The organism is Mesorhizobium sp. M1C.F.Ca.ET.210.01.1.1 (assembly GCF_004791585.1).
In the GTDB taxonomy this organism is placed as follows: domain Bacteria; phylum Pseudomonadota; class Alphaproteobacteria; order Rhizobiales; family Rhizobiaceae; genus Mesorhizobium.
Genome location: NZ_SRUU01000037.1, coordinates 1 through 23424, shown reverse-complemented (window position 1 = coordinate 23424; position 23424 = coordinate 1). Strand labels below are relative to the sequence as shown.

Genomic DNA, 23424 nt, shown 5'->3' with positions numbered 1-23424 from the left:
GCATGATGAATCTCTCCGACAAACTTGTGGTCATCACCGGCGCGTCTTCCGGAATAGGAGCCGAGGTTGCCCGCCTTGCCCGCTTCCATGGCGCCAAGGTGATCGGCATTGACCGAAACGATCCCATGATCAGCCTCGACGGTTTCGTGAAGGCGGACCTTTCCAGGCCGGACGCGATCGACGAGGCCGTTTCGGCCCTGCCCGCGAAATTCGACGCCCTGGTGAACGCGGCGGGGGTACCGGGCACCGCGGACAAGGACATTGTCGCGCGCGTGAACTATCTCGGCCTGCGCCACCTGACCGAGACGGTGATATGCCGGCTTGCGCCCGGCGGGGCAGTCGTCAACTTCGCCTCGATCCTGGGCGCTGCGTGGCCGGAGCGGCTCGCCCTGCACAAGGCCCTGGCGAAGACCGAAGGCTTCCGGTCCGGTCACGACTGGCTGGTGGCGAATCCGGTGCCGCAGGAGACCTGCTATCAATACTTCAAGGAGGCCTTGATCGTCTGGACACTGACGCAGGCACAGGAACTCTTCCTGTCCCACGATGTCCGGATGAACTCTGTCGCGCCCGGCCCGGTCTTCACGCCAATCCTCGGCGACTTCATCGCGATGCTCGGCCAGGATCGCGTCCAGGCCGACGCCGGCAGGATGAAGCGGCCAGCGTTCGGAGACGAGATCGCGCCGGCTGTCGTCTTCCTGTGCTCGGATGCGGCGCGCTGGATCAATGGCGTCAACCTGCCGATCGACGGAGGGCTCGCCTCCACCTACGTCTGAGACCGGCTGCTCTCAGGTCCAGCGCCAGTGATCGGCGAGCACCTCGTCGATCACGCGGCGGGATTTTTCGGCCTCGGCCTGGTTGGCGTCGTGTCCGGCAAGGGTGATCAGCGCCTTCCACAGCGTCCAGCCGCGGCCGCGCGCCCAGGTGGCGTCGTCGACGGCGATGCGATCGCGAAACGCCTTTCGGCTTTCGCCTTCAAAAAAGGTCCAGGCGATCGCAAGATCGCAGGACGGATCGCCGACGCCCGAGGTGCCGAAGTCGATGATGGCGCTCAGGCGGCCCTCGTGGACCAAGAGATTGCCCCAGGCGACATCGCCGTGGAACCAGACGGGCGAGCCGTGCCAGGTGGCGGCAAGGGCCGCCTCCCAGACGATGGTGGCCGCTTGCGTGTCGATCTCGCCTTCGAGCGCAGCGATGGCCAGCCTCGCCTCGCCGTCATAGACCGTCAGCGGCCCACCGCGATGAAAATTGTGCTGGCCCGGCGCCGGCCCCCCGGTCGGATCGATCCGCTTCAGCGCGACCAGGAAATCGGCGAGCGAGAGCGCGAACGCGCGAAGATCCGTGATCTGTCCCGTCTTGGCCGTCTCGCCTTCGATCCAGCGGTAGACGGACCAGTGCCAGGGATAGCCAGCCGCCGGCTCGCCCATGGCGAGCGGCATCGGGATCGGCAGCGGCAGATGCGGCGCGTGTTGCGGCAGCCAGCGATGCTCCTTCTCGACCTGCAGCGAATAGGGAGCCGCGCTTGGCAGGCGCACCGTCATCTCGTCGCCGAGATGGAAGGTGCGGTTGTCCCAGCCGCCGGAGGCAACGGGGCTCACCGGCAGATGCCGCCATTCAGGAAACTGAGCATCGACCAGCCGGCGCACGAGATCGGTGTCGATACCTAGCTTAGGATTATGCATGCCGTTGTCCCAGATCGACGGGTGGCATTCCTAAACGACATGCATCAGTGAGGAAACTCCAGTCCCATCTCACGGTAGCGCTCGGGGTCGTCGCCCCAGTTCTCGCGCACCTTCACGAACAGGAAGAGGTGCACCTTCTGCTCGAGGATTTCGGCGATCTCGGTGCGCGCAGCCTGGCCGATGGCGCGGATCGTCTCGCCCTTGTGGCCGAGCACGATCTTCTTCTGGCTGTCGCGCTCGACATAGATGACCTGCTCGATGCGCACCGAGCCGTCCTTCTTCTCTTCCCATTTCTCGGTCTCGATATGCGAGGAATAGGGAAGTTCCTGATGCAGCCTGAGATAGAGTTTCTCGCGGGTGATCTCGGCTGCGAGCTGGCGCATCGGCAGGTCGGAGATCTGGTCTTCCGGATAGTACCAAGGCCCGGCGGGAAGCGTCTCGGCAAGATAGTCGAGCAGGTCCTTGCAGCCGGAGCCGGTCAGCGCCGAGACCATGAAGGTGCGCTTGAACGGCACGCGTTCGTTCGCTGCCGCGGCGAGCGCCAAAAGCGTCTCCGGCTTGACCCGATCGACCTTGTTGAGGACGAGCAGCATCGGCTGCCTGACGTCCTTCAGGCGGTCGAGGATGGCGTCCGCGTCGCCCCTGATGCCGCGCTCGGCATCGATCAGAAGCACCACGACATCGGCGTCCTTGGCGCCGCCCCAGGCCGTGGTGACCATTGCCGTGTCCAGTCGCCGCTTCGGCTTGAAGATGCCGGGCGTGTCGACGAAGACGATCTGCGCATTGTCGTGCGTTGCGATGCCGCGCACGATCGCGCGCGTCGTCTGCACCTTGTGGGTGACAATCGAGACCTTGGCGCCGACCAGCTGGTTGACCAGCGTCGACTTGCCGGCATTGGGCGCGCCGATCAGCGCGACGAAGCCGGAATGGGTGGCGGGGGTTTCGGAAGTTTCAATGCCGGTCATGCAGCGCTCCATACGCCTTCGCGCAGCAGCAGCGCCGCGGCCGCCGCCTGCTCCGCTTCGCGCTTGGACCGGCCGCTGCCGATGGCCGGCGCGAAAGCGCCGACCTTGACGCTGACGGTGAACAGCGGGTCGTGGTCAGGTCCCTCGCGGCCGTCGACCCGGTAGGCCGGGACGGCGCCCGATGCCGCCTGGTGCGCCCATTCCTGCAATTCGGTCTTGGCATCGCGGCGGGCAGCCCCTATCGCCTGCGAGCGCGGCTGCCAGTAGCGGTGGATGAACGCGCGGGCAGTCTCAAGGCCGCCATCCAGGTAAAGCACGGCTATCAGCGACTCCAGCGCGTCGGCGCGGAGGTTGGTGCGCTTGCGGCCTTCGAGGTTGCGCACGTCGGAGCCGGCGCGGACCAGTGCCGGCAAGCCGATCTCCTCGGCGATCTCGGAGAGCGCCTCGGCATTGACCAGCGCGTTGAGGCGCAGTGACAGCTCGCCCTCGGCGGCATCGGGGAAGGCGGCCAGCAGCATGTCGGCAACGACAAGGGCGAGGACACGGTCGCCCAGGAACTCGAAGCGTTCGTAGTCGACGCCAGCATGGGTCGAGCGCGCGCTGGCATGGGTCAGCGCGCGCTGCAGACGCTGGCGATCGGCGAAGGCATGGCCGGTGCGCTCGACAAGCGCTTCGGCAAGGGCATCGGCGGTCAAACGCTTGGTGGCCGCCATCGCTCTAGTGGACGAAATGGAACAGGCGCCCGACGCGCATCAGCGACGGCCACTTCCAGATTTCCAGCGGACTGGCGCCGTCGGCTATCGAGAAGAAGATGACATTGGCGCGACCGACAAGGTTCTCGGCCGGCACGAAACCGACGGTGAAGCGACTGTCGGAGGAATTGTCGCGGTTGTCGCCCATCATGAAATAGTGGCCGGGCGGCACGTCGAACTCGCGCGTGTTGTCGCCGATCGAATTGGGCGTCAGGTCGAGAGTGTCATAGGTGACGCCATTGGGCAGCGTCTCGCGATAGACGTCGACGGGACGATCGACCTCGGTGATGTCGGGATTGTCGATCTGGCCGACCTTTTCACGCGGCACGGCGGTGCCATTGATGAAGAGCTGGCCGTCCTTGACCTGGATCTTGTCGCCGGGCAGGCCGACGACGCGCTTGATGTAGTCGACGGACGGATCCGGCGGGAACTTGAACACAACGACGTCACCGCGCTTGGGCTCGGAGCCCCAGATACGGCCGGAGAAGATATCGGGACCGAACGGCAGCGAGTAGCGCGAATAGCCATAGGCCCATTTGGTGACGAACAGATAGTCGCCCTCGAGCAGAGTCGGCCGCATCGAGCCGGACGGGATGGAGAAGGGCTGGAACAGCAGCGTGCGGATCACGAGCGCGAGCAGCAGAGCCTGGATGATGACGGAGAAGGTTTCGCCAAGCCCGCCGGATTTCTTCTGCGATTTTTCAGCCACGCTCATGTCGTCCTCGATTGTGCGTTGGTTGGTATAGAGTCTCGGCGCGCGCTGGGCAACGTCATGCCGCCCGTGGTCAGATGGAATCAATGTGGCGCTTGTTCGGCGGGCACTGCCTCGATGATCACAAAGGCTTGAGCAAGCGGAAAATCGTCGGTGATGGTGAGGTGGATCAGCGCACGATGGCCCTTGGGCAGGATCTTCTCCAGCTTGGCCGCAGCGCCCCCGGTGAGTGCCATGGTCGGGGCGCCGCTGGGCAGATTGACCACGCCCATGTCGCGCCAGAACACGCCCTCGGCCATGCCGGTGCCCAACGCCTTGGCGCAGGCCTCCTTGGCGGCGAAGCGCTTGGCGTAGGAGGCGGCACGCGCTGCGCGCTTTTCCGATTTCGCCTGCTCGACCTCGGTGTAGATGCGCTGGATGAAGCGCTGGCCGTGCCGTTCCAGCGACTTCTCGATACGTCTGATGTCGATCAGGTCGCTGCCGATGCCGATGATCATTCCGCGGGAACTTCCCGTCCGCCTTGTCCCGCCTTCTTGGCTCGTTCGGCCATGCGTTTCTTGCGCTGCTCACGAAACACCGTCATGCCCCAGCGGGTGGCGCCGTAGAACAGAAGCCCGAAGATGAGGCCGAGCGGCACGGCGCCGATGAGCATCGGCTCGAGCACCGGGTGCCACAACTTGGCGAAGGAAAGTGTGTGCATCATCTCGCCGAGATGCTCGGGCGGCCCGTGCTTGGGCAGGCGCTCATGCAGGATGAGCTTGCCGGTCTCCCAGGACGCCCCCCACAGCAGTGGGAAGGTCAGCGGATTGCCGAAGAACACCGCGCCGAGCGCCGCCGCCACCAGATTGCCGGCAATGACCCAGCAGATGACGGCGGCAATGACAAAATGGAAGCCAAGCGGGAAGAAGGAGGCGAAAACGCCCGCCGCTACACCGGCCGCGACGGAATGGGGAGTCGCCTTCAGCCGCAGGATGCGCTTGGAAAAATACTGAACAGAGCGCGAGAAGGAGCGGCGCGGCCACAGGTAAGTACGCACCCGCTCCAGGAGGCCATCAGGCTCTCGGCGTCGAAAAAGCACTCTGTTTCAGTTCCTGGTCCAACACGCGCTCCCCTGCCAACCGGGTCGCGCCTACATATCTTGCGCTCCGAGGGCGCAGGAAGGCAACAAAACTTTGATATAGCGACGGCCAGGCCGCGGAACAACGAAATGTCGCCGCGATGGTCTGCCGCAGGCCGTAACAAGAGCGCCATTCTGGCGAAACTGAGGAAAAGAGCCGGAGCAAAGCCGATGATCACCATTCGACCGGCACGAGCCGACGACGCCGAGGCGATGCCGGATATCGAGCAGTCCGCCGGTCTGGCGTTCCGCGCCATTCCGGACCTCGCCTGGCTCGCCGACGGCGACAATGTCAGCGCCGAGCGGCACCATGAGTTGATCGCCAAGGGCGCATGCTGGGTTGCGGCGGACGAGCAGGATCAGCCCATCGGCTTCCTGAGCGCAGGGGTCGAAGGCGGCGCGCTGCATATCTGGGAACTCGACGTGCGCCTCGACCGACAGGGCTCAGGCATCGGCCGCGCCCTGATCGAGCGGGCAATCGAGGATGCCAAGCGGCGCGGACTGAGCACGGTGACGCTGACCACGTTTCGCGACGTCGCCTGGAATGCGCCCTTCTATCGGAAGTTCGGGTTCCGCATTCTGGAGGGGGCAGAGGTCGACGGCCGTCTCTCCGGCCTGCTCAGCGGCGAGGCCGAGCACGGCATGCCGCTGGACCGTCGCTGCGCGATGCGGCTCGACCTCGGTTGAGTGGACCCGCAGCTATTCCAGATATTCGCTGACCTCGACCAGATTGTCGTCGGGATCGCGGAAATAGACCGACATCATCCTGCCGCGGGCGCCGGTGCGCTCGACCGGCCCGACTTCAATCGTCACCCCATTCGCCGCGAGACTGGCCTGGATTTCGGCAAGGGGCGCTGCGGCAACGAGGCAGAAATCGCCGGAGCCCGGCGTCGGCGCCTTTGCCTTCGGCTCGAAGGTGCGGCCGACCTCGTGCAGGTTGATCTTCTGCGACCCGAACAGGAGCGCGGTCGGCCGGTTCGGCTCATCCAGCCGCCGCATGCCCAGCACGCGCCAGTAAAAATCGCAGGTCGCTGCGACCGAGCGGACCGTCAGCACGAAATGATCGATGCCGGCGATCATCGCGATCGCCACGTGCGTCGCTGGCAAAGAGATTCAAGCGGGGCGCTCAAGTGCCTGTTTTCATGCATTGCGAGGTCAGATCAGATATTCCGGCTTCCCGGCTTAACGGCGGGTATGGCGGCGAGTTCGGGCGGCAGGCGATCAGGCGGATAGGCCGGGACCTCATATTCGGCGAGCGCGATCAGCGGCACGCCGACATCGGTCTTGCCGGCCGAGCGGTCGATGATGCAGCCGGCCGCCACCACCTCGGCGCCGAGCTCGCGCAGGCACTCGATGGTCTCGCGGATCGACAGACCCGTGGTGACGATGTCCTCGACGATGACGACACGCGATCCTTTGGCGATCTCGAAGCGGCGGAGCCTGAACTCGCCGCCTTCCCGCTCGACCCAGATCGCCGGCGCGCCGAGATGCCGCGAGGTCTCATAGGCCGGGATCAGGCCGCCGATCGCCGGGCCGACGACGTAATCGATCCTGCCCGGCACACCTTCCCGGATCTTCTGCGCCAGCGCCTTGCACAGGCGCTCGGTCTTGTCGGCATGCATGAAGACGCGCGCCTTCTGCAGGAAGATCGGGCTGCGCAGACCGGACGTCAGGATGAAATGGCCTTCGAGAACCGCGCCGGCCTCGCGGAAAATGCCCAGCACTTCGTCGGTGTTCATTTCTACCTGTCCCAGTTCTTCCTTCGGACCATGATCTTATCCGCAAACCGGTTCCCACTTTGCGGGATCATGGTCTTGTTCCTTCAGACCATGATCTTGCCCGCAAACCGGTTCCCACTTTGCGGGATCATGGTCAACCATTGACGCGCCGCGCATCGCTGACGCTCGAATTGTCCTTGAGCTGCGAGAGCAGCCGGTTGAGGTGCTTCAGGTCCCAGACTTCGAGGTCGATCAGCATCTCGGTGAAATCGGGCGCGGTGCGCACCATCGACAGCGTGTGGATGTTGGCGTCGTTGGACGCAACGACCTGGGCGATGTCTGCCAACGAACCGGGCGCATTGATGGCGGTGACCGAAATGCGCGCCGGGAAGCGCTCCTTGGTGCTCTCGTCGATGTCCCAGCGCACGTCGATCCAGCGCTCGGGCTGGTCGTCGAACGCCTGCAGTGCCGGCGACTGGATCGGATAGATGGTGATGCCGGTCCCCGGCTGGATGATGCCGACGATGCGATCTCCGGGCACCGCCCCTTCCGGCGCGAAGCGCACCGGCAGGTCGCCGCCTACGCCGCGGATCGGCACAGCGCCGTCGCGCTGCTGGTCCTTGTCCTTGCGCGCGGCGCGGCCGGGCATCTGGAACAGCATGCCGGCGGCGTTGCGGATCTTCGACCAGCCCTCCTCGCGCTGCTTGGCCGCCGCGACAGTGACGCGCTCGTCCTTGTAGTCGGGGAAGACCGCCTTCATGACGTCGGTCGATGCGAGCTCGCCGCGTCCAACGGAGGCCAGCACGTCCTCGATGTCCTTGCGCGCCAGCCGGTGCAGCACCGGCTTCAGGTTCTCCTTGGCAAAGCTCTTGCCGGCGCGCTCGAAAGCGCGTTCCAGGATGCGGGCGCCGAGCCCGGAATATTGCTTGCGGATGGCGTTCTTGGTGGCGCGGCGGATGGCGGCGCGCGCCTTGCCGGTGACGACGACCGATTCCCAGGCGGCCGGCGGCACCTGCGCCTTCGAACGGATGATCTCGACCTCGTCGCCGTTCTTCAGTTCCGTCATCAGCGGCATGATGCGGCCGTTGACCTTGGCGCCGACGCAGGTGTCGCCGACATCGGTGTGGACGGCATAGGCAAAGTCGATCGGGGTGGCGCCGCGCGGCAGCGCGATCAGCATGCCCTTGGGCGTAAAGCAGAACACCTGGTCCTGGAACAGCTCCAGCTTGGTGTTTTCCAGGAAATCCTCGGGGTTGTCGCCCTCGGCCAGCTGCTCGATGGTGCGGCGTAGCCAGGCATAGGCGTTGGTCTCCTTGGAGATCGCGTGCGCGGCGCCATTCGCCTTGCCGCCCGTGTCCTTGTAGATCGAATGCGCGGCGACGCCGTATTCGGCGATCTTGTTCATCTCGCGGGTGCGGATCTGCAGTTCGACGCGCTGGCGCGACGGACCGACGATGGTGGTGTGGATCGAGCGGTAGTCGTTCTGCTTCGGCGTCGAGATGTAGTCCTTGAAGCGGCCAGGCACCATCGACCAGGTGGTGTGGATGGCGCCAAGCGCGCGGTAGCAATCCTCGACCGTATCGACGACGACACGGAAGCCGAAGATGTCGGAGAGCTGCTCGAAGGAGAGCGCCTTGGCCTCCATCTTGCGGAACACCGACCACGGCTTCTTCTGCCGGCTTTTGACGCTGGCCTTGATCGCATGCTTTTCGAACAGGCCGGACAGCGCCTTCTCGATCTCGCCCAGCACACCCTTGTTGCGCTCGAAGATTTCGGCCAGCCGCGCGGTGACGGCGCGATAGGCTTCCGGATTGATGTAGCGGAAGGCGATCTCTTCCAATTCCTCGCGCATGCCCTGCATGCCCATGCGGCCGGCGAGCGGCGCATAGATGTCCATCGTCTCCTCGGCGATGCGCAGGCGCTTGGACTCGGGCATATGGTCGAGCGTGCGCATGTTGTGCAGGCGGTCGGCGAGCTTGACCAGGAGAACGCGGATGTCCTCGGAGATCGCGAGCAGCAGCTTGCGCAGGTTCTCGGCCTGCTCGGCCTTCTTGGAGACGAGGTCGAGCTTCTTCAACTTGGTCAGGCCCTCGACCAGCTTGCCCATTTCGGGCCCGAACAGCTCGTCGATCTCGGCCCGGGTCGCGGTCGTGTCCTCGATCGTGTCGTGCAAAAGGGCAACCGCGATGGTCGCCTCGTCCATATGCATCTCGGTAAGGATGGCGGCGACTTCGAGCGGGTGCGAGAAATAGGGATCGCCCGAGGCGCGCTTCTGGTGGCCATGCTTCTGCATGGCGTAGACATAGGCCTTGTTGAGCAGCGCCTCGTTGACGTCAGGCTTGTAGCGCTGCACGCGCTCGACAAGCTCATACTGACGCATCATGGGCGGGATCTCGCGGTGCAGAAATGAATCATGCGCCGCAGTTGCTTGCGGCGCATGCCATAGATAGCCACGAAACTGACGATACGGAAGTGCCGGATGCTTGATCCAGGCGACCTCTGGAGCTTTTCAGATTCCACTCAGAGACCGGGCTGAGTGGAATTGTCAAAAGCTCTTAGTAATCGTCGCTCTTTTCCGGCGGCACCAGGCCCTCGATGCCGGCGAGCAGATCTTCCTCGCTCATGCGGTCGAAGGCGATGTTCTCCTCGGCGTCGTCCGTGTCTGCGGCAGCGGTGGCGGCGCCGGTCGTCTGGTCGGCGATAGCCTCGCCGTCGGCCTCTGGCTCGTCGACCTCGACATGCTTCTGCAGCGAGTGGATCAGGTCTTCCTTGAGGTCGTCCGGCGACAGCGTCTCCTCGGCGATCTCGCGCAGCGCGATGACCGGGTTCTTGTCGTTGTCGCGGGGAACGGTGATCTGCGCGCCCTGGCTGATCTGGCGGGCGCGGTGGCCGGCGAGCAGCACGAGCTCGAAACGGTTATCGACCTTGTCGATGCAATCTTCAACGGTTACGCGGGCCATGGACTGCCCCTTTCATGCGTGGATTTGATGGAAAACTGGCGGGCTCCATAACAAGGACGCCGCCGAAATACAAGCTTTATGGCGCCAGCGGCCAAAGCTTGCCCGGCTCAACAACCCGACATTGCCCTGCCACTCGCATAGTGCCGATCACAATTGCTTGCAATCCGCCCCCACGCCCTTGGATATCCATAAATCTGGCGCTATCTCGAAGGAGACGACAAAGAGGGACCATTTTCGGCCCGGCCCGTCACGCGCATTTTGGACGACAGCAATTTTCGAAAGGGGTTTTTTTCAATGTTCGATCCCCGTGAAAAGATCGCTCTTTTCATCGACGGCGCCAATCTCTACGCCACCTCGCGGGCGCTGGGCTTCGACATTGACTACCGCAAGCTGCTTTCGAGCTTCCAGAAGCGCGGCTACCTGCTCAGGGCCTACTACTACACCGCGCTGGTCGAGGATCAGGAATATTCCTCGATCCGGCCGCTGATCGACTGGCTCGACTACAACGGCTTCAAGGTGGTGACCAAGCCCGCCAAGGAGTTCACCGACTCGACCGGCCGGCGCAAGATCAAGGGCAACATGGATATCGAGTTGACCGTCGATGCGCTGGAGCTCGCCGATGTCGTCGACCACTATGTCATCTTCTCCGGCGACGGCGACTTCCGCACGCTGGTCGAGGCGCTGCAGCGGCGCGGCCGCAAGGTGTCGATCATCTCGACGATGGCCTCGCAGCCGCCGATGATCTCGGACGACCTGCGCCGCCAGGCCGATCACTTCATCGACCTGATGACGTTGAAGAACGAGGTGGGCCGCGATCCATCCGAGCGTCCGGTCCGCCGGCCCGAGCCTGCCGAAGTCGACGAGGACGATTATTGAGAGCGGCGGCCTTGAGCGCCGCGTCCCCACCCGAGCCAGATCGCGACTGTCCGCTCTGTCCGCGGCTGCATGACTTCATCGCAAGCTGGCGTGAGCGCGAGCCGGGCTGGTTCAATGCGCCGGTGCCGACCTTCCTGCCGCCGGAGGGCGAGGGCTCGGTCAAGCTTTTGATCGTCGGGCTGGCGCCCGGCCTGCGCGGCGCCAACCGCACCGGGCGTCCCTTCACCGGCGACTATGCCGGCGACCTGCTCTACGGCACGCTGATCGCCCAGGGCCTGGCGCGCGGGGAATTCAAGGCGAGGCCCGATGACGGGCTGGAACTCGTCGGCACCGCGATCACCAATGCGGTGCGCTGCGTGCCCCCGGAGAACAAACCGGTCGGCGCCGAGATCGCCACCTGCCGCTCCTTCCTCAAGCCGACCATCGCGCGCTTTGCCAATTTGCGCGCCATCCTGACGCTGGGCTCGATCGCGCACCAGTCGACGGTGCGGGCGCTGGGCGGACGCGTCGCCGCCCTTCCGTTCCGCCATGGCGGACGGCAGGAGGCCGGCGGCATCACACTGTTTTCCAGCTATCACTGCTCTCGCTACAACACCAACACCGGTGTGCTGACGGAAGAGATGTTCGTCAACGTCTTCAAGGAAATCGCCGCGTTCCTGCAAGGCTGACAAGACGGCCGGCTGGCTTCATACCGGCAACAACGCATGAGGCTTTACGTCGCCGATCGAAGCATAGGTGTGCGTCTCCTTCACCCCCGGCAGCGGCAGGATGACCCGCGTCAGAAAATCCTGATAGGCGCCCATTTCCGCGATGCGGGCCTTCACCAGATAGTCGAAGCCGCCGACGACCATGTGGCATTCCAGAACTTCGGGCGCCTTGATCACTGCCTCGGCAAAGCGATCGAAAATATGCGGTGCTGTGTGATCGAGCCGCACCTCGATGAACACAAGGGTGCCGTGGCCGATCTTTCGCGGATCGAGCACGGCCCTGACCGCGGTGATGAAGCCCTCACGAAACAGACGCTTCACCCGCTGACTGGCGCCGGTCGGCGACAGGCCTACCCGGGCAGCGAGATCGAGGGTCGTGCGACGCCCGTCCTCCTGCAGCAGCCGAAGAAGGCTGCGGTCGATATTGTCGAGATCGCCCTCTTCAGAATTCACGCCGGGAATGCCCATTCTTAGTCAATTTCACTTGAATATTGCGAAAACAGCGTATTTTGTCACGGATTTTTCCCCAATAGCCTGTGCTTTACCAAGCGAGGCCGAGGCAGTTTCCCTCGTCCAGCGAGAACGACGGGCGGGTAGGAAAGTGCCACAGGACCGCAATACGAGGCTGGCGATCATCGCCGGCTTGGCCATGATCGGCATCTACGCCGTGCAATTTGTGGCCGCTCGCTTCAGTCTCAGGGAACATCTGACGTCAACCGACTTGGCAACCCTGCGTTTTGCCGGCGCCGGAATGATCCTGCTGCCGGTTTCCTGTCGAAGCGGCATGGCGGCAATGCAGACGTTGGGCTGGAAGCGCGCCCTGGCGCTGGCGGCCTTGGCCGGATTGCCATATCCGATCATCATCAACTGGGGGCTGACCTATGCGCCGGCCGCACATGGCGCGGCGCTCTGTCCGGCGTCGATCGTCTTCTTCTCGTACCTTCTGTCGCAGTTCGCCGCTGCCGACAGAGCCTCGCGTCAGCGAACCATCGGCGTCGTCGCGATCATCACGGGCCTGGTGCTGTTCATCTCGCCAACGCATGCAGGCGCCGGCATGACGGACCTTTTCTTCGGCGACCTCTTCTTCGTCGGATCGGGTGCAATGTTTGCCAGCTACGCCGTGCTCGTGCGGCGATGGCACGTCGATCCGGTGACGGCGACGGGCAGCGTCGTGCTTCTGTCATGCCTGCCGCTGCCGCTGGTCTATCTGTTTGCGCCGACCGGCCTTCATGCGGCGCCGGCCGCCGAAATCGCCAGCCAGATCGTCATTCAAGGATTTCTGGCAGGCGCGGCTGCCATGTTTCTCTACACCTTTATCGTCCGGCAGTTGGGATCGCAGACAGCGTCGCTGTTCATGCCCTGCGTGCCGATGGTGACCGTCATCATCGGCATGGCGGTGCTCAATGAAACGCCGACAGGCATCCAGCTCGCTGCTATCGCAATCATGGCGGCAGGCATGGCATTGTCGGCTTTGGCCAAACCCATGGCCAAAGCCGCCTGACCGCGAAGCCCGTCCAGGCGATCACGGCGTTGCTGAAGAGCTGGATTGAGGCGCCGGCGCAAACAATTCCGTGAGTCTCGCCGGTCCGCCCTTCAGGACATTCAGGTCGACATCGCCATCGATGCCGTCGACACGGCCGGTGTCGAGATATTGCCAATAGACCCAGTCGTCTTCGTTGAGCGGCCCGCGCACGGAGCGCAACCAGCGCTGGCGAACCGCCAGATGAGCGGAATAGGTCGGCGCCATCTCGTCGGTGATGTAGATGATGACCGGTTTGCCGTAGGCCGCCTCGACCGGGCCCAGGAATGCAAGCAGCTCCGTGTTCAGCTCGGCGGGCGAAGGACGCCGCGGACAATTGCCGTGGAACTCGATGTCGACCACCGGCGGCAAGAGCTGCCCGCCAGTCGGTACCGCCGAGATGAAGTTCCTGGCCTGATCGGCGCCCGGACGGCAGAAGGTGAAGAAATGATAGGCGCCAACGGCGAGGCCCGCCGCGCGAGCCTGGCGCAAATTCTCGGCAAAAGCGTCATCGACATAATCGCCGCCTTCCGTCGCCTTGATCATGGCGAAAGCGACGTCGTCGGCCGCGACGCGCGGCCAGTCGACCTTGCCCTGATGGTGCGAAACATCGATGCCCCTTATGGGGAATTCGCCGCGATCCGGCGGGAAGGCGCGGGGCCGGAAAAAGCCTTCCGGCCAGATGGCAAGCGCCAGAAAGACGAAAGCCAGGGCCAGGACAATCAAGCGGTTCCTCAAGCCTCGGTTCCCATGCCCGCCTGCCATTGTCGGCATTTTGTTGTACGCAATTCCGGACGGAAAACCGCTATGCACTTGCCCTGGAATTGCTCTAGCCGCGCTCCTTGAGGAGCCGCCCCTTCTCGCGCGACCAGTCGCGCTGCTTTTCGGTCTCACGCTTGTCGTGCAGCTTCTTGCCGCGGGCAATGGCGAGCAGCAGCTTGGCGCGGCCGCGGTCGTTGAAATAGATTTTCAGCGGCACCAGCGTCATGCCCTCGCGCTCGACGCTCTGCGAGAGCTTGGCCATCTCGCGCTTGCTGACGAGCAACTTGCGACGCCGGCGCGGCTCGTGGTTGAAGCGGTTGGCCTGCAGATATTCCGGCAGATAGGAATTGATCAGCCAGATTTCGCCGCCTTCGGCCGAGGCGTAGCTTTCCTGGATGTTGGCCTGCCCCTGGCGCAGCGACTTGACCTCGGTGCCGGTCAGCACCAAGCCGGTCTCGATCGTGTCGAGCACCTCGTAGGAGAAGCGCGCCTTGCGGTTTTCGGCGACCGTCCTGTTGTTGGGGTCGGCTTTCTTGACTTGATTCATAATGCGGAGAGGTGGCGCCTCATCCCTAATTTATCAAGCCGGCGTGCTTCATCGCCTGATCGATCTTTTCGGCGGTCGACGCCTCGATCGTCACCAGCGGCAAGCGCACCACGTTCTCGACCTTGCCCAGCTTCGACAGCGCGTATTTGGCGCCGCACAGGCCAGGTTCGATGAAGATCGCCTTGTGCAACGGTAGCAAGCGGTCCTGCAGGTCGAGCGCCTTGGCGCTGTCGCCCGAAAGGGTCGCCTCCTGGAACTCCGCGCAGAGCCTGGGCGCGACATTCGAGGTCACCGAGATGCAGCCGACGCCGCCATGCGCGTTGAAGCCAAGTGCCGAGGCATCCTCGCCGGAGAGCTGGATGAAATCCTTGCCGCAGGTCAAGCGCTGCTCCGAGACCCGCTCGACCTTGCCGGTCGCGTCCTTGACACCGACGATGTTCTTGAAGTCGTGGGCAAGCCTGCCCATCGTCTCCGGTGTCATGTCGATCACCGAACGCGGCGGGATGTTGTAGATGATGATCGGCAGCCTGGTCGCCCGGGCGACGGCGGCGAAATGCTCGTAGAGGCCGCCCTGGGTCGGCTTGTTGTAATAGGGCGTGACGACCAGGGCCGCATCGGCGCCGGCCTTTTCGGCATACTGAACCAGCCCGACGGCTTCCTCGGTGTTGTTGGAGCCGGCACCCGCGACGACCGGCACCCTGCCCTTGGCCACGTCGATGCAGACCTTGACGACATTGCGGTGCTCGTCATGGGACAGTGTCGGCGACTCACCGGTGGTGCCGACCGGGACGAGGCCCTTGGTGCCCTCGGCGATCTGCCATTCGACAAACGCGCGAAAGGCTTTCTCGTCGAAACGCCCGCTCTTTTCGAACGGTGTGACGAGCGCAGTCAGCGAGCCTCTCAGCATATTGTCCAAACTCCTTCGGGACTTGGTCGGGGAACTCTTCAGGTTCGCCGATCGGTATACTTGCGCGCCTTCTAACCGAAAGCGAAGCCGCGCACCATAGTCTCGACACGGTTAAGCGGCAAGCATCGCCATAGAGCCAGCATGCGCAATTCGAACGGCCTCAATAACCTTTGTTCACGAGCCTTTCACGACCGAAGTTTAGGCTCCGGACCGGCCTCAGGGTCACTGCCTGCTGACAATGTGCTAGGGTGGAACAATGCCGACGGGGCGGCCTCATCTCTTCGCGCTTTTCAGCGCGGTTGTCGCGCTGATGCCGGGGATGGCAATCGGCGGCGGCGTTGAAGCGCGCGCGACGGCGGCGATCCCGGCGCCTGCAACGCCCCAGGCTCCCGGCCAGGCACAGCCTTCCCCACCCCCGGCCGACATAGCCCCGTTGAAGAGCGGCCTCGATGCGCTCGCCGACAACGACATCGCCAGCGCGCGCAATGCACGCGACTCATTGCCCGCAACATCGCTCGACCGGCATATCCTCGCCTGGGCGATCGCGCTCTATGGCGGCGACAAGGTGCCGAGCGGCGAGATTGCCGACGCGGCAAAAATGCTGCCTGGATGGCCGGGCACGATCGCGCTGCGCAAGAACAGCGAGCGCGCGCTATATCGCGAGAACCCGCCGGCGCAAGTGGTGGTGCAGGCCTTCGGCCGCAGCCAGCCGCTGACGCCGGAGGGCGTGATGATCCTTGCCCGCTCACAAGTGGCACTGGGCAACGTCGCGGCGGCGCGCGCCGTGCTGGTGCCCTTCTGGCGCACCGAGAAGCTGGAGGCGAAGGACGAGGGCGCCTTCATCAAGGAATTCGGCTCGCTGATCCCGGCGGCCGACCATCGCTACCGCATGGAGCGCATGTTCTATGCCGGCAGGCCGGACTCGGCACTGCGCGTCGCCGGCTTTGCCGAGGCGCAGCAACTGGCGGATGCCTGGGCCGCTGCCGACAGGGGCGACAAGAACGCGGCCAAGCTGCTCAAGGCGGTGCCCGCGGCCCAGCGGTCGGCCGGCTATTTCTTGGCCGAGGCCGAATATCTGCGCAAGCAGCAGAAGTTTGCCGATGCCGCGGCCGTCGTGATGAAGGCGCCTACCGATCGCGACGCTCTGGTCGATCCTGACGCATGGTGGGTGGAGCGTCGCGTTCTTTCGCGCGAGCTGGTCGACCAGGGCGACATGAAGGCGGCCTACAGAATCGTTTCCTTGCATGCTGCCGAAAGTCCGGCCAGCGCAGCCGAGGCCGAGTTCCATGCCGGCTGGTATGCGCTGCGCGGTCTGAACGATCCGGCGACCGCGGCCGCGCATTTCTCGCGCATCGCCGACCTGGCGCAAGGGCCGGTGTTGCTGTCGCGCGCCTATTACTGGCTCGGCCGCGCCGCGGAAGTCGGCGGTCCAGGCAATGCGAAGGACTACTTCACCCGCGCCGCGGCCTATGGCACGACCTTTTATGGCCAGCTCGCCGGCGAGCGCGTGGGCTTGAGGATCCTGAACATCGTCTATCCGAAACCGAGCGCGGCCGACCGCCAGAGTTTTGAAGGCCGCGAGGCGGTGAGCGCGATCAAGCGGCTGCAGGAAGCGGGCTACGACCGCTATGCCGAAACGCTCTACCGCGACCTGGCGGGGCAGTTGACCAGCCCGGGCGAGCTCGCCCTGCTTGCCGTTCTTGCCGAAAAGCAGGGCAACCATTTCATGGCGCTGAAAGTCGGCAAGATCGCCGCCCAGCGCGGCATCGATGTCGGCGCGCTGTCGCACCCGCTGGGCGTCATCCCCGATTCGGCCAACATCTCCGGCTCCGGCAAGGCGCTAGCCTATGCCATTGCCCGCCAGGAGAGCGAGTTCAATGTCGGGGCGATTTCCAGCGCCGGCGCGCGCGGCCTTTTGCAACTAATGCCGGGCACCGCCAGGCAACTGGCGAAGAAAGCCGGCATGACCTTCTCGCAGACGCGGCTGACAACCGACGCGGGCTATAATGCCACACTTGGTTCGGCCTTCCTCGGAGAGCAGCTCGACCGCTTCAACGGCTCCTATGTGCTGACCTTCGCCGGCTACAATGCCGGCCCCAATCGCGCCGCCCAGTGGGTGGCCAAATACGGCGACCCGCGCGGCAAGGACGTGGACGCCGTTGTCGACTGGATCGAGAGGATTCCCTACACGGAAACAAGAAGTTACGTGCAGCGCGTCATGGAGAATTACGAAGTCTACAAGATGCGCATTTCCGGTAAATACGACATCATCGGAGATCTGGTGAACGGGCGGAGTTGAGGACAGTACCATCGTCACAAAGGCTGGCGTTCCTTCACCCCCTGTGTCCCGCCGAAATCTCCGAGATTCCCAACCTTCCACGCCTGAGATTTGACCGCCCGTGCCCTCGCCTGTAGCACTCGCAGACGATCCGACGATGGCGAGGAATCGACTCCGCATGCCAAACGACCAAGGCTTCTCCGACTTCTTCTACGCCGCGCCCGATGGTCTGAAACTTCATGCCCGGATCTATGGCGAGGCCAATTCCAGCCATTGGCCCGTCGTCTGCCTGCCCGGCCTCACGCGCAATGCGCGCGACTTCCACGAGCTCGCGCTCCATCTTTCCAGCAAGGCTCGGGGACCGCGCAGAGTCATCGCCTTCGATTATCGCGGCCGTGGCCAATCAGACTATGATCCTGACATCAGCCACTACAATGTCGGCGTCGAGGCCGGCGACGTGCTCGCCGGCTTGGCGGAACTGGGCATCGCAGAGGCTGCCTTCATCGGCACCTCGCGCGGCGGACTGATCATCCACGTGCTCGGTGCACTCAAGCCGGCGGTGCTTAAGGCCATCGTTCTCAACGACATCGGCCCGGTGATCGAGGCAAAGGGCCTGGCTCATATCCGTTCCTACCTCGACCGGTCGCCGAAGCCGAAGACATTTGGCGAGGCGGTTGCGGCCCAGCGCCATGTGCATGGCGCTGACTTTCCGGTGCTCACAGACACCGACTGGGCGCGCATGGTGGGCGCGATCTGTCGCGAGACGGGTGCCGGCTTCGTACCCGATTTCGATCCCACGCTGATCGACACGCTGGCCGGCGCCGACTTGAGCAAGCCGCTGCCGGATCTGTGGCCGCAGTTCGACGCGCTTGCTGCGGTGCCGATGGTCACCATTCGCGGCGGCAATTCGAAGCTGCTGTCCGCAACGACGCTTGACGAGATGAAAAGCCGGCACCCCGGCATGGAGGCTATCACGATCGAAGGCCAGGGACACGCGCCCTTCCTGGAAACCGGCATCCTGCCGCAACAGATCGCGTCATTTCTCGATAGGGCGGAGGGCAAGTCGTCTTAAAGCAATGCCTGGGACTAAGCAGGTCCCGGGCCAATCAAGACAGTATAGATTCGCGCTTTGCGAACCGGGCTTGGCGTGCGCCTATTTCCCCTTCGAGCTCTCGCGGCGTGCCTTTGCCGGCTCCGATCGGCCCTCTTTACGGGCGGCTTTGGCGGGCGACGGCGTGGTCAACGGAGAGGCAAAGACGGAATTCTCCGCCGGGCGCGGCGCCCCATCGGCGCGCGGCTTCTCGAGCACGACGACGCAGCCATCCAGGTCGTTGGTGGCCAGATGCGCGTAGCGCATGGTCATCGACAGCGTCTGGTGGCCGAGCCACATCTGGACACGCCTGATGTCGATGCCGCCCTGGACGAGGCGAGAGGCGCAGGTGTGGCGCAGGATGTGCGGCACCACCTGCTCGTCGGCGCCGAGACCGACCTCGGTCTTCGCCTCGTTCCAGATGGCGCGATACTGCGCCTGGGTCAGCATGGCAAATGGCCCCTTTGGCCGGCGGCCTTCGGTGGTCGGCGGCAGCTTGATCATTTCCTTGGCCCGTTCGGTCATCGGAATGGTGCGGCTGCGGCCGGACTTGGTGATCCAGAAGCTGACGCGATGCTCCTGGATGTCGTTCCAGATCAGGCCGAGCGCCTCGCCGAGACGGCAGCCGGCGTCGACCAGGAAGACGGAAAGCCTGTAAGCATCCTCGCTGCGGCTCCTGATGGCGGCGAACAGCCTCGCCTCTTCGTCCCTCTCGAGGAAACGAATCCGCCCCGCCCGCTCCTTCTGGCGGCGGAACTCCGGCAGGCTGTGGATATCCCCCATCTTGTGAGCCTTACGCAGCAATTTGCTGAGAGCAGCCATCTTGCGATTGATGGTTGCGTTGCTGTTCCCGCGCTGGCGCAAGGTACCGATCAGATTGTCCAGGGTATTCTGGTCAAAGGTGCTGAAACGCTCTCCCAGAAGGATCTCGTCTATTTCACCGATGAAAGAGCTTACATTGTATTTATGCCGCCCATCATCCCAAAGTATGTCCCGGTATGCTGCAAAGAGCTCACTGAGCCTGTGCGACTTTACTTCTCTTATCTTGTTATATGTGTACCTAAACTTCGAGTTCTGAGAAGAAAAAACCGCAAAAAGACCAGAGGGCTCACCCCCTTGAATCGCTTCGTTTGTCATTTATTGACCACGTCCCCCGAGTGGATAGGCAAGCCCTAGCCGCTCGGAAGCGTCCTTTCAAGAGTTTTTTGTCTGACAAATCGGCTTCATCCGCCATTGGCGGATCCCACGAAACCGTCCGCAGACTTCAGCTACCAGTACCCCCCTTTTCCTTTTTTGGCTCGCCCTTGCCCAGTCACGAAGACAAAACAGCCCGGACGTTGATGCGCCCGGGCTGGATTTCACCTGTGTAGTTCCAGCCCTTAGAACGAGCGCTGGAAGCGGAGGTGGGCACCCCAGAAGTCATCGCTGACGGGGTGGTAGTCGCTCGAGCCCTGGTTGACATAATCAACCTCGCCCGTGATCGTGAAGCCGGGCACGATGTCGTATGCGACGTTGGCGGCCAGGCCGAAGGTCTTACCTTCATCATAGGAAAGCTGCGCGTTGAACGAGGTCTTCTCGTTGAACTTGTAGGTGCCACCGCCATAGACGGCCCAGTTGCCCTCCCAGTTCTTGAAGAAGTTGTGGACGACGTTCTTCTCCGTGCCGTAGGTCGCCATGGCCCACAGCGAGATCGCATCGGTGGCGTTCACGTCGAGACGAACTTTGCCGGCCCACTCTTCGTAATTGCTGTCATATGCGACGGTACCGCTGACCCCACCCCAGCCCTGCGTGTACTTCACGCCGCCGACCATGTGCGGAATATAGCTGTCGATCGTGTTGGCGCCGTCGCCGTCTTCCAGCGAGACCACGGCCGAGAAGCCGTTGCCGGCGTCGAAGGTGTACTGGATGAGGTTGGTGTCGAAATCGCCACCGTAGCCGACCAGCGAATCCTCGATGACACTGCCGGCATAGCCGCTGAACGTATCCCACGCCGTTTCGTCCTTACCGACGCGGAACCCACCGAGCTGGATCCAGGCGAAATTCAGCGACCATTGGCTGCCGGAATCCTCTTCATCCCAACCATCCCTGAAGTTGAAGCGGTTCTCGGTATAGGTCCTCAACGTGCCGAGCTCGGTTTCCTGGCCGGTCCAGGTCTTCAGCGTGAAGCGAGCCAGCTTATGATAAGTGTCGTGGGTGCCGTCGCCCATGCGGTCGGGCACATCCTGGTGGCCGGCAATGTCGCCGAAGCCGATGTCGTAACGGATATAGCCGCCGATGCGCAGGCAGGTCTCGGTGCCGGGGATGTAGAAGTAGCCCGAGCCGTACACGTCGCAGATCTTGACGTATTCAGCCGGTTCCGGCTCGGCGACGGTCACCGCGTCGGCGGCGCGGGCGCCCGAAACTGCGATCAGGGCCGCAGCTGAGCCGAGAAGAAGGCTCTTGATGTTCATTTTCTGACCTCCAGTCAGAATCGGGGATGGAGGTCGAGGAAAAGCAACTTATCGAGCCGTTTTCCTTTTAGTTTCAAACGGATAAAGCATAACCGATCAGCAAGGCCTCGTTCGCAGAAAACGCTTGTTGGCAAAGGCCTTGCCGGATCCGGTCTTGAAATATTGCTCGAGTTGGCGCGCGTTGGCCTTCGGTTTCGACCCCGATGTAGGCCTTCAAGGTGACAGGCAAATAAGCCTTGGTCGAAGTCACCTGTCCTGATTGATGCGATTCGAAACGGCGTCAAAGACCGTTTGTCGATCCGACATAGACATCGCCGCTATGGAGCTGCAGAAAACCCGAAGCCCGCAGGGCGTAGGGTGGCGGAGAGGATGGGATTCGAACCCACGAGAAGCTTTTGACCTCTACTCCCTTAGCAGGGGAGCGCCTTCGACCACTCGGCCACCTCTCCGTCGCGCCGCTGGATAAAGAAAAGCGTCGGCACAATCAACAAGCCGGCGGCATAATCGCTGAAAAAACAGCGGATCAGCCCGGCCGAGCGCCGCATGAGGCGATTCTGCGGCGGCAACTGGGGCCGCCGACTCGCCACTGCGCCGCATTTCTGTCCCGCCGTCGCCGGATTCGGCCGGATTCACGGCCACGCAGCCCTTAATGGTTAATGAGAACTTTCGGAGTGAGGCCAAATCGTGTCATTTGTGCAACAACGTCCAGGGATAGCGTCCGGCTAGGGCTCCAGCCGATGCGATCGTGGTTGAACGGCGCCGCCGCCTGGGTAAAGGTCTGGTTCGAAGGAGCGGCGCGGTGCGCATCTTTTTCGGTAAGTGGGGATGGGGCAGGGAACGCTGTCCTTCAGCAAAAAATACCCAGACCCGTTTTTTAACTTTTGACTGGAGGTCAGAAAATGAACATCAAGAGCCTTCTTCTCGGCTCAGCTGCGGCCCTGATCGCAGTTTCGGGCGCCCGCGCCGCCGACGCGGTGACCGTCGCCGAGCCGGAACCGGCTGAATACGTCAAGATCTGCGACGTATACGGCTCGGGCTACTTCTACATCCCCGGCACCGAGACCTGCCTGCGCATCGGCGGCTATGTCCGTTACGACATCGGCGTGGGTGACGTCGGCTCGTTCGACGGCGCTGAGTCGGTCGACCACGAAGATGGTGACGTGCAAGATACGTTCTACAAGAACGCCCGCTTCACGCTGAAGACCTGGACCGGCCAGGAAACCGAACTCGGCACCTTGAAGACCTACACCGAGACCCGTTTCAACTTCGGCAATAACAATCGGCACGCCTTCTTCAACTCGACGGACAGCTTCGATAGCAATCCGGCCGGCGGCAAGGGCGTTTCGTTGAACTTCGCCTGGATCCAGCTCGGTGGCCTTCGCGTCGGTAAGGACGAATCGGCCTTCAATACGTTCATCGGCTACGCCGGCAACGTCATCCAGGATACGCTGGTTCCCTACGGCGATTTCGACACCAACGTCGTCCAGTACTACTTCGACGCCGGCAACGGCTTCTCGGCGGTTCTCTCGCTCGAAGAAGGCTCCGGCATCAAGGGCACGATCGACAGCTACGTTCCGCATGTCGTCGGCGGCTTGAAGTGGACCCAGGGCTGGGGCGCCATCACCGGCGTCATCGCCTACGACAGCAACTACGAAGAAGTTGCGGGCAAGGTTCGCTTGGACGTGAATGTCAACGACGCGATCTCGCTGTTCATCATGGCCGGTTACGGCACCGACGACAATCTGTCGGATCCGACCTGGGCTATCCCGGGCAATGGCCGCGGCTTCTACAAGCAGTGGGGCGGCAACTGGGCTGTGTGGGGCGGCGGCACCTACAAGTTCAACGAGAAGACCTCGTTCAACATCCAGGCGTCGACCGACGACGAAAAGAATGTCGGCCTGGCGGCCAACATTGCTTACGATGTCGTTCCCGGCTTCACGGTCACTGCCGAAGTGGACTGGTCGCACTACGGTGGCGAGGGCATCAACTGGACCGACAGCTCTGCCGTCGCCAAGAAGAACGCCGTCGGTGGTCTCCTCCGCTTCCAGCGCTCCTTCTAGTAGACTTCGCTCCGGCGAAATTGGAACCCGGCGGGCAACCGCCGGGTTTTCTCTTAAGATCAAGCTTGAATCGGCGTATGCGGCATCCATTGCCGGTCCCGGCGGCCGGGTATTGTCAGATAGCGTTGTCGCAATTCCAGACGGGCATGCGACAAATCGACGGCGGCGACCTCTGCACCGCCGCTTGGGAATCCCTAGGTGTCTAGTCCCGGAGTGTGGGGGAATCAGTCAAGCTGATCCTTCATTCAGGGATAAGCTATGGGACAGATACTCCACGGCAGCGCCACGACCACGCACGCCATCCGAGCAGCGATACAGCGATCGA

At 63.2% G+C, this 23424-nt stretch carries 25 protein-coding genes and 1 tRNA gene; 8 read left to right on the top strand and 18 right to left on the bottom strand.

The window, feature by feature from the left end; translation table 11 throughout:
• The first annotated feature begins 2 nt into the window (after positions 1–2).
• Positions 3–773, top strand: coding sequence for a coniferyl-alcohol dehydrogenase (locus EN853_RS28790; protein ID WP_210234818.1), 771 nt, complete (start codon positions 3–5; stop codon positions 771–773).
• Between the two features lie 12 nt (positions 774–785).
• On the opposite strand, the gene EN853_RS28785 is transcribed toward EN853_RS28790, so the two are convergent.
• From EN853_RS28785 to EN853_RS28760, 6 genes are all read right to left on the bottom strand, one after another.
• Positions 786–1679, bottom strand: a complete 894-nt coding sequence (locus tag EN853_RS28785; protein WP_127862435.1) for an aminoglycoside phosphotransferase family protein — start codon at positions 1677–1679, stop codon at positions 786–788.
• A gap of 44 nt (positions 1680–1723) precedes the next feature.
• The gene (era, locus tag EN853_RS28780; protein ID WP_127862436.1) at positions 1724–2656 is read right to left on the bottom strand and encodes a GTPase Era; all 933 of its coding nucleotides are present in this window, start codon (positions 2654–2656) and stop codon (positions 1724–1726) included.
• Positions 2641–3357, bottom strand: coding sequence for a ribonuclease III (rnc, locus tag EN853_RS28775; RefSeq protein WP_127862437.1), 717 nt, complete (start codon positions 3355–3357; stop codon positions 2641–2643). The genes era and rnc overlap by 16 nt, the downstream gene beginning before the upstream one ends.
• A 4-nt stretch (positions 3358–3361) precedes the next feature.
• Positions 3362–4111 carry a signal peptidase I gene (gene lepB, locus EN853_RS28770; protein WP_127862438.1) on the bottom strand — a complete coding sequence of 250 codons (750 nt, stop codon included), beginning with the start codon at positions 4109–4111 and terminating at the stop codon, positions 3362–3364.
• Between the two features lie 80 nt (positions 4112–4191).
• On the bottom strand, positions 4192–4605 hold the full coding sequence (gene acpS / locus EN853_RS28765) for a holo-ACP synthase (RefSeq protein ID WP_127862439.1): 414 nt from the start codon (positions 4603–4605) through the stop codon (positions 4192–4194).
• Positions 4602–5186, bottom strand: a complete 585-nt coding sequence (locus tag EN853_RS28760; RefSeq protein ID WP_127862440.1) for a DUF2062 domain-containing protein — start codon at positions 5184–5186, stop codon at positions 4602–4604. The genes acpS and EN853_RS28760 overlap by 4 nt, the downstream gene beginning before the upstream one ends.
• Before the next feature lie 210 nt (positions 5187–5396).
• Between EN853_RS28760 and EN853_RS28755 the strand changes: the two genes are divergently transcribed.
• Positions 5397–5912 carry a GNAT family N-acetyltransferase gene (locus EN853_RS28755; RefSeq protein WP_127862441.1) on the top strand — a complete coding sequence of 172 codons (516 nt, stop codon included), beginning with the start codon at positions 5397–5399 and terminating at the stop codon, positions 5910–5912.
• 12 nt (positions 5913–5924) lie between these two features.
• On the opposite strand, the gene EN853_RS28750 is transcribed toward EN853_RS28755, so the two are convergent.
• From EN853_RS28750 to rpoZ, 4 genes are all read right to left on the bottom strand, one after another.
• Entirely contained in the window at positions 5925–6305 is a 381-nt protein-coding gene (locus EN853_RS28750; RefSeq protein WP_127862442.1) for a VOC family protein, read from the bottom strand.
• Between the two features lie 80 nt (positions 6306–6385).
• The gene (gene pyrE, locus EN853_RS28745; RefSeq protein ID WP_127862443.1) at positions 6386–6964 is read right to left on the bottom strand and encodes an orotate phosphoribosyltransferase; all 579 of its coding nucleotides are present in this window, start codon (positions 6962–6964) and stop codon (positions 6386–6388) included.
• 133 nt (positions 6965–7097) lie between these two features.
• Positions 7098–9326 carry a bifunctional (p)ppGpp synthetase/guanosine-3',5'-bis(diphosphate) 3'-pyrophosphohydrolase gene (locus EN853_RS28740; RefSeq protein ID WP_127862444.1) on the bottom strand — a complete coding sequence of 743 codons (2229 nt, stop codon included), beginning with the start codon at positions 9324–9326 and terminating at the stop codon, positions 7098–7100.
• Between the two features lie 172 nt (positions 9327–9498).
• Positions 9499–9903 (bottom strand): DNA-directed RNA polymerase subunit omega, encoded by a 405-nt coding sequence (gene rpoZ / locus EN853_RS28735; protein WP_127862445.1) that lies wholly within the window; start codon positions 9901–9903, stop codon positions 9499–9501.
• A 294-nt stretch (positions 9904–10197) separates the two neighbouring features.
• Between rpoZ and EN853_RS28730 the strand changes: the two genes are divergently transcribed.
• Both EN853_RS28730 and EN853_RS28725 read left to right on the top strand, forming a co-directional pair.
• Positions 10198–10779 (top strand): NYN domain-containing protein, encoded by a 582-nt coding sequence (locus EN853_RS28730; RefSeq protein WP_059189095.1) that lies wholly within the window; start codon positions 10198–10200, stop codon positions 10777–10779.
• Between the two features lie 11 nt (positions 10780–10790).
• On the top strand, positions 10791–11447 hold the full coding sequence (locus tag EN853_RS28725) for a uracil-DNA glycosylase (protein ID WP_127862446.1): 657 nt from the start codon (positions 10791–10793) through the stop codon (positions 11445–11447).
• A gap of 18 nt (positions 11448–11465) precedes the next feature.
• On the opposite strand, the gene EN853_RS28720 is transcribed toward EN853_RS28725, so the two are convergent.
• A complete protein-coding gene (locus EN853_RS28720) occupies positions 11466–11954 on the bottom strand; it encodes an Lrp/AsnC ligand binding domain-containing protein (protein WP_127862447.1) in 489 nt (162 codons plus the stop codon).
• Here EN853_RS28720 and EN853_RS28715 point away from each other — a divergent pair.
• Entirely contained in the window at positions 11911–12987 is a 1077-nt protein-coding gene (locus tag EN853_RS28715; RefSeq protein ID WP_245517219.1) for a DMT family transporter, read from the top strand. The two genes, EN853_RS28720 and EN853_RS28715, sit on opposite strands and share 44 nt — an antisense overlap.
• Before the next feature lie 21 nt (positions 12988–13008).
• Here the strand turns inward: EN853_RS28715 and EN853_RS28710 are convergent, their stop codons facing one another.
• The 3 genes from EN853_RS28710 to dapA all read right to left on the bottom strand — a co-directional run bounded on the left by EN853_RS28710 (position 13009) and on the right by dapA (position 15221).
• The gene (locus EN853_RS28710; RefSeq protein WP_245517218.1) at positions 13009–13743 is read right to left on the bottom strand and encodes a glycoside hydrolase family 25 protein; all 735 of its coding nucleotides are present in this window, start codon (positions 13741–13743) and stop codon (positions 13009–13011) included.
• 91 nt (positions 13744–13834) lie between these two features.
• Entirely contained in the window at positions 13835–14314 is a 480-nt protein-coding gene (smpB, locus tag EN853_RS28705; protein WP_041002108.1) for an SsrA-binding protein SmpB, read from the bottom strand.
• Positions 14315–14339: 25 nt separating this feature from the next.
• The gene (gene dapA / locus EN853_RS28700; protein WP_127862448.1) at positions 14340–15221 is read right to left on the bottom strand and encodes a 4-hydroxy-tetrahydrodipicolinate synthase; all 882 of its coding nucleotides are present in this window, start codon (positions 15219–15221) and stop codon (positions 14340–14342) included.
• 256 nt (positions 15222–15477) lie between these two features.
• On the opposite strand from dapA, the gene EN853_RS28695 reads away from it, so the two are divergent.
• Both EN853_RS28695 and EN853_RS28690 read left to right on the top strand, forming a co-directional pair.
• The gene (locus tag EN853_RS28695) at positions 15478–17520 is read left to right on the top strand and encodes a lytic transglycosylase domain-containing protein (RefSeq protein WP_127862449.1); all 2043 of its coding nucleotides are present in this window, start codon (positions 15478–15480) and stop codon (positions 17518–17520) included.
• Positions 17521–17677: 157 nt separating this feature from the next.
• Positions 17678–18571, top strand: coding sequence for an alpha/beta hydrolase (locus EN853_RS28690; RefSeq protein WP_127862450.1), 894 nt, complete (start codon positions 17678–17680; stop codon positions 18569–18571).
• 81 nt (positions 18572–18652) lie between these two features.
• Here EN853_RS28690 and EN853_RS28685 read toward each other — a convergent pair whose 3' ends face one another.
• From EN853_RS28685 to EN853_RS35155, 4 genes are all read right to left on the bottom strand, one after another.
• Positions 18653–19726: a site-specific integrase gene (locus EN853_RS28685; RefSeq protein WP_127862451.1), complete on the bottom strand. Its 1074-nt coding sequence runs from the start codon at positions 19724–19726 to the stop codon at positions 18653–18655.
• A gap of 242 nt (positions 19727–19968) precedes the next feature.
• Positions 19969–21039, bottom strand: a complete 1071-nt coding sequence (locus EN853_RS28680; RefSeq protein WP_127862452.1) for a porin — start codon at positions 21037–21039, stop codon at positions 19969–19971.
• Positions 21040–21397: 358 nt separating this feature from the next.
• Positions 21398–21488: transfer RNA gene (locus tag EN853_RS28670), tRNA-Ser, on the bottom strand.
• Complete coding sequence (locus EN853_RS35155; RefSeq protein WP_281061515.1) at positions 21450–21584, bottom strand: hypothetical protein; 135 nt, start codon at positions 21582–21584, stop codon at positions 21450–21452. Before EN853_RS35155 ends, EN853_RS28670 begins: the two co-directional genes overlap by 39 nt.
• Before the next feature lie 354 nt (positions 21585–21938).
• Here EN853_RS35155 and EN853_RS28665 point away from each other — a divergent pair, with 354 nt between their 5' ends.
• Positions 21939–23099, top strand: a complete 1161-nt coding sequence (locus EN853_RS28665; protein WP_127862453.1) for a porin — start codon at positions 21939–21941, stop codon at positions 23097–23099.
• The last annotated feature ends 325 nt before the right edge of the window (positions 23100–23424 follow it).

What these genes read in the sequence shown, in the direction of transcription:
- acpS (WP_127862439.1), bottom strand. Translation starts at nt 4,605, where the DNA reads ATGATCATCGGCATCGGCAGCGACCTGATCGACATCAGACGTATCGAG.
- era (WP_127862436.1), bottom strand. Translation starts at nt 2,656, where the DNA reads ATGGAGCGCTGCATGACCGGCATTGAAACTTCCGAAACCCCCGCCACC.
- EN853_RS28790 (WP_210234818.1), top strand. Translation starts at nt 3, where the DNA reads ATGATGAATCTCTCCGACAAACTTGTGGTCATCACCGGCGCGTCTTCC.
- EN853_RS28680 (WP_127862452.1), bottom strand. Translation starts at nt 21,039, where the DNA reads ATGAACATCAAGAGCCTTCTTCTCGGCTCAGCTGCGGCCCTGATCGCA.
- lepB (WP_127862438.1), bottom strand. Translation starts at nt 4,111, where the DNA reads ATGAGCGTGGCTGAAAAATCGCAGAAGAAATCCGGCGGGCTTGGCGAA.
- EN853_RS28720 (WP_127862447.1), bottom strand. Translation starts at nt 11,954, where the DNA reads ATGGGCATTCCCGGCGTGAATTCTGAAGAGGGCGATCTCGACAATATC.
- dapA (WP_127862448.1), bottom strand. Translation starts at nt 15,221, where the DNA reads ATGCTGAGAGGCTCGCTGACTGCGCTCGTCACACCGTTCGAAAAGAGC.
- EN853_RS28785 (WP_127862435.1), bottom strand. Translation starts at nt 1,679, where the DNA reads ATGCATAATCCTAAGCTAGGTATCGACACCGATCTCGTGCGCCGGCTG.
- EN853_RS28690 (WP_127862450.1), top strand. Translation starts at nt 17,678, where the DNA reads ATGCCAAACGACCAAGGCTTCTCCGACTTCTTCTACGCCGCGCCCGAT.
- EN853_RS35155 (WP_281061515.1), bottom strand. Translation starts at nt 21,584, where the DNA reads ATGCGGCGCTCGGCCGGGCTGATCCGCTGTTTTTTCAGCGATTATGCC.
- EN853_RS28740 (WP_127862444.1), bottom strand. Translation starts at nt 9,326, where the DNA reads ATGATGCGTCAGTATGAGCTTGTCGAGCGCGTGCAGCGCTACAAGCCT.
- smpB (WP_041002108.1), bottom strand. Translation starts at nt 14,314, where the DNA reads ATGAATCAAGTCAAGAAAGCCGACCCCAACAACAGGACGGTCGCCGAA.
- rnc (WP_127862437.1), bottom strand. Translation starts at nt 3,357, where the DNA reads ATGGCGGCCACCAAGCGTTTGACCGCCGATGCCCTTGCCGAAGCGCTT.
- EN853_RS28695 (WP_127862449.1), top strand. Translation starts at nt 15,478, where the DNA reads ATGCCGACGGGGCGGCCTCATCTCTTCGCGCTTTTCAGCGCGGTTGTC.
- pyrE (WP_127862443.1), bottom strand. Translation starts at nt 6,964, where the DNA reads ATGAACACCGACGAAGTGCTGGGCATTTTCCGCGAGGCCGGCGCGGTT.
- EN853_RS28685 (WP_127862451.1), bottom strand. Translation starts at nt 19,726, where the DNA reads ATGACAAACGAAGCGATTCAAGGGGGTGAGCCCTCTGGTCTTTTTGCG.
- EN853_RS28755 (WP_127862441.1), top strand. Translation starts at nt 5,397, where the DNA reads ATGATCACCATTCGACCGGCACGAGCCGACGACGCCGAGGCGATGCCG.
- EN853_RS28665 (WP_127862453.1), top strand. Translation starts at nt 21,939, where the DNA reads ATGAACATCAAGAGCCTTCTTCTCGGCTCAGCTGCGGCCCTGATCGCA.
- EN853_RS28730 (WP_059189095.1), top strand. Translation starts at nt 10,198, where the DNA reads ATGTTCGATCCCCGTGAAAAGATCGCTCTTTTCATCGACGGCGCCAAT.
- EN853_RS28750 (WP_127862442.1), bottom strand. Translation starts at nt 6,305, where the DNA reads ATGATCGCCGGCATCGATCATTTCGTGCTGACGGTCCGCTCGGTCGCA.
- rpoZ (WP_127862445.1), bottom strand. Translation starts at nt 9,903, where the DNA reads ATGGCCCGCGTAACCGTTGAAGATTGCATCGACAAGGTCGATAACCGT.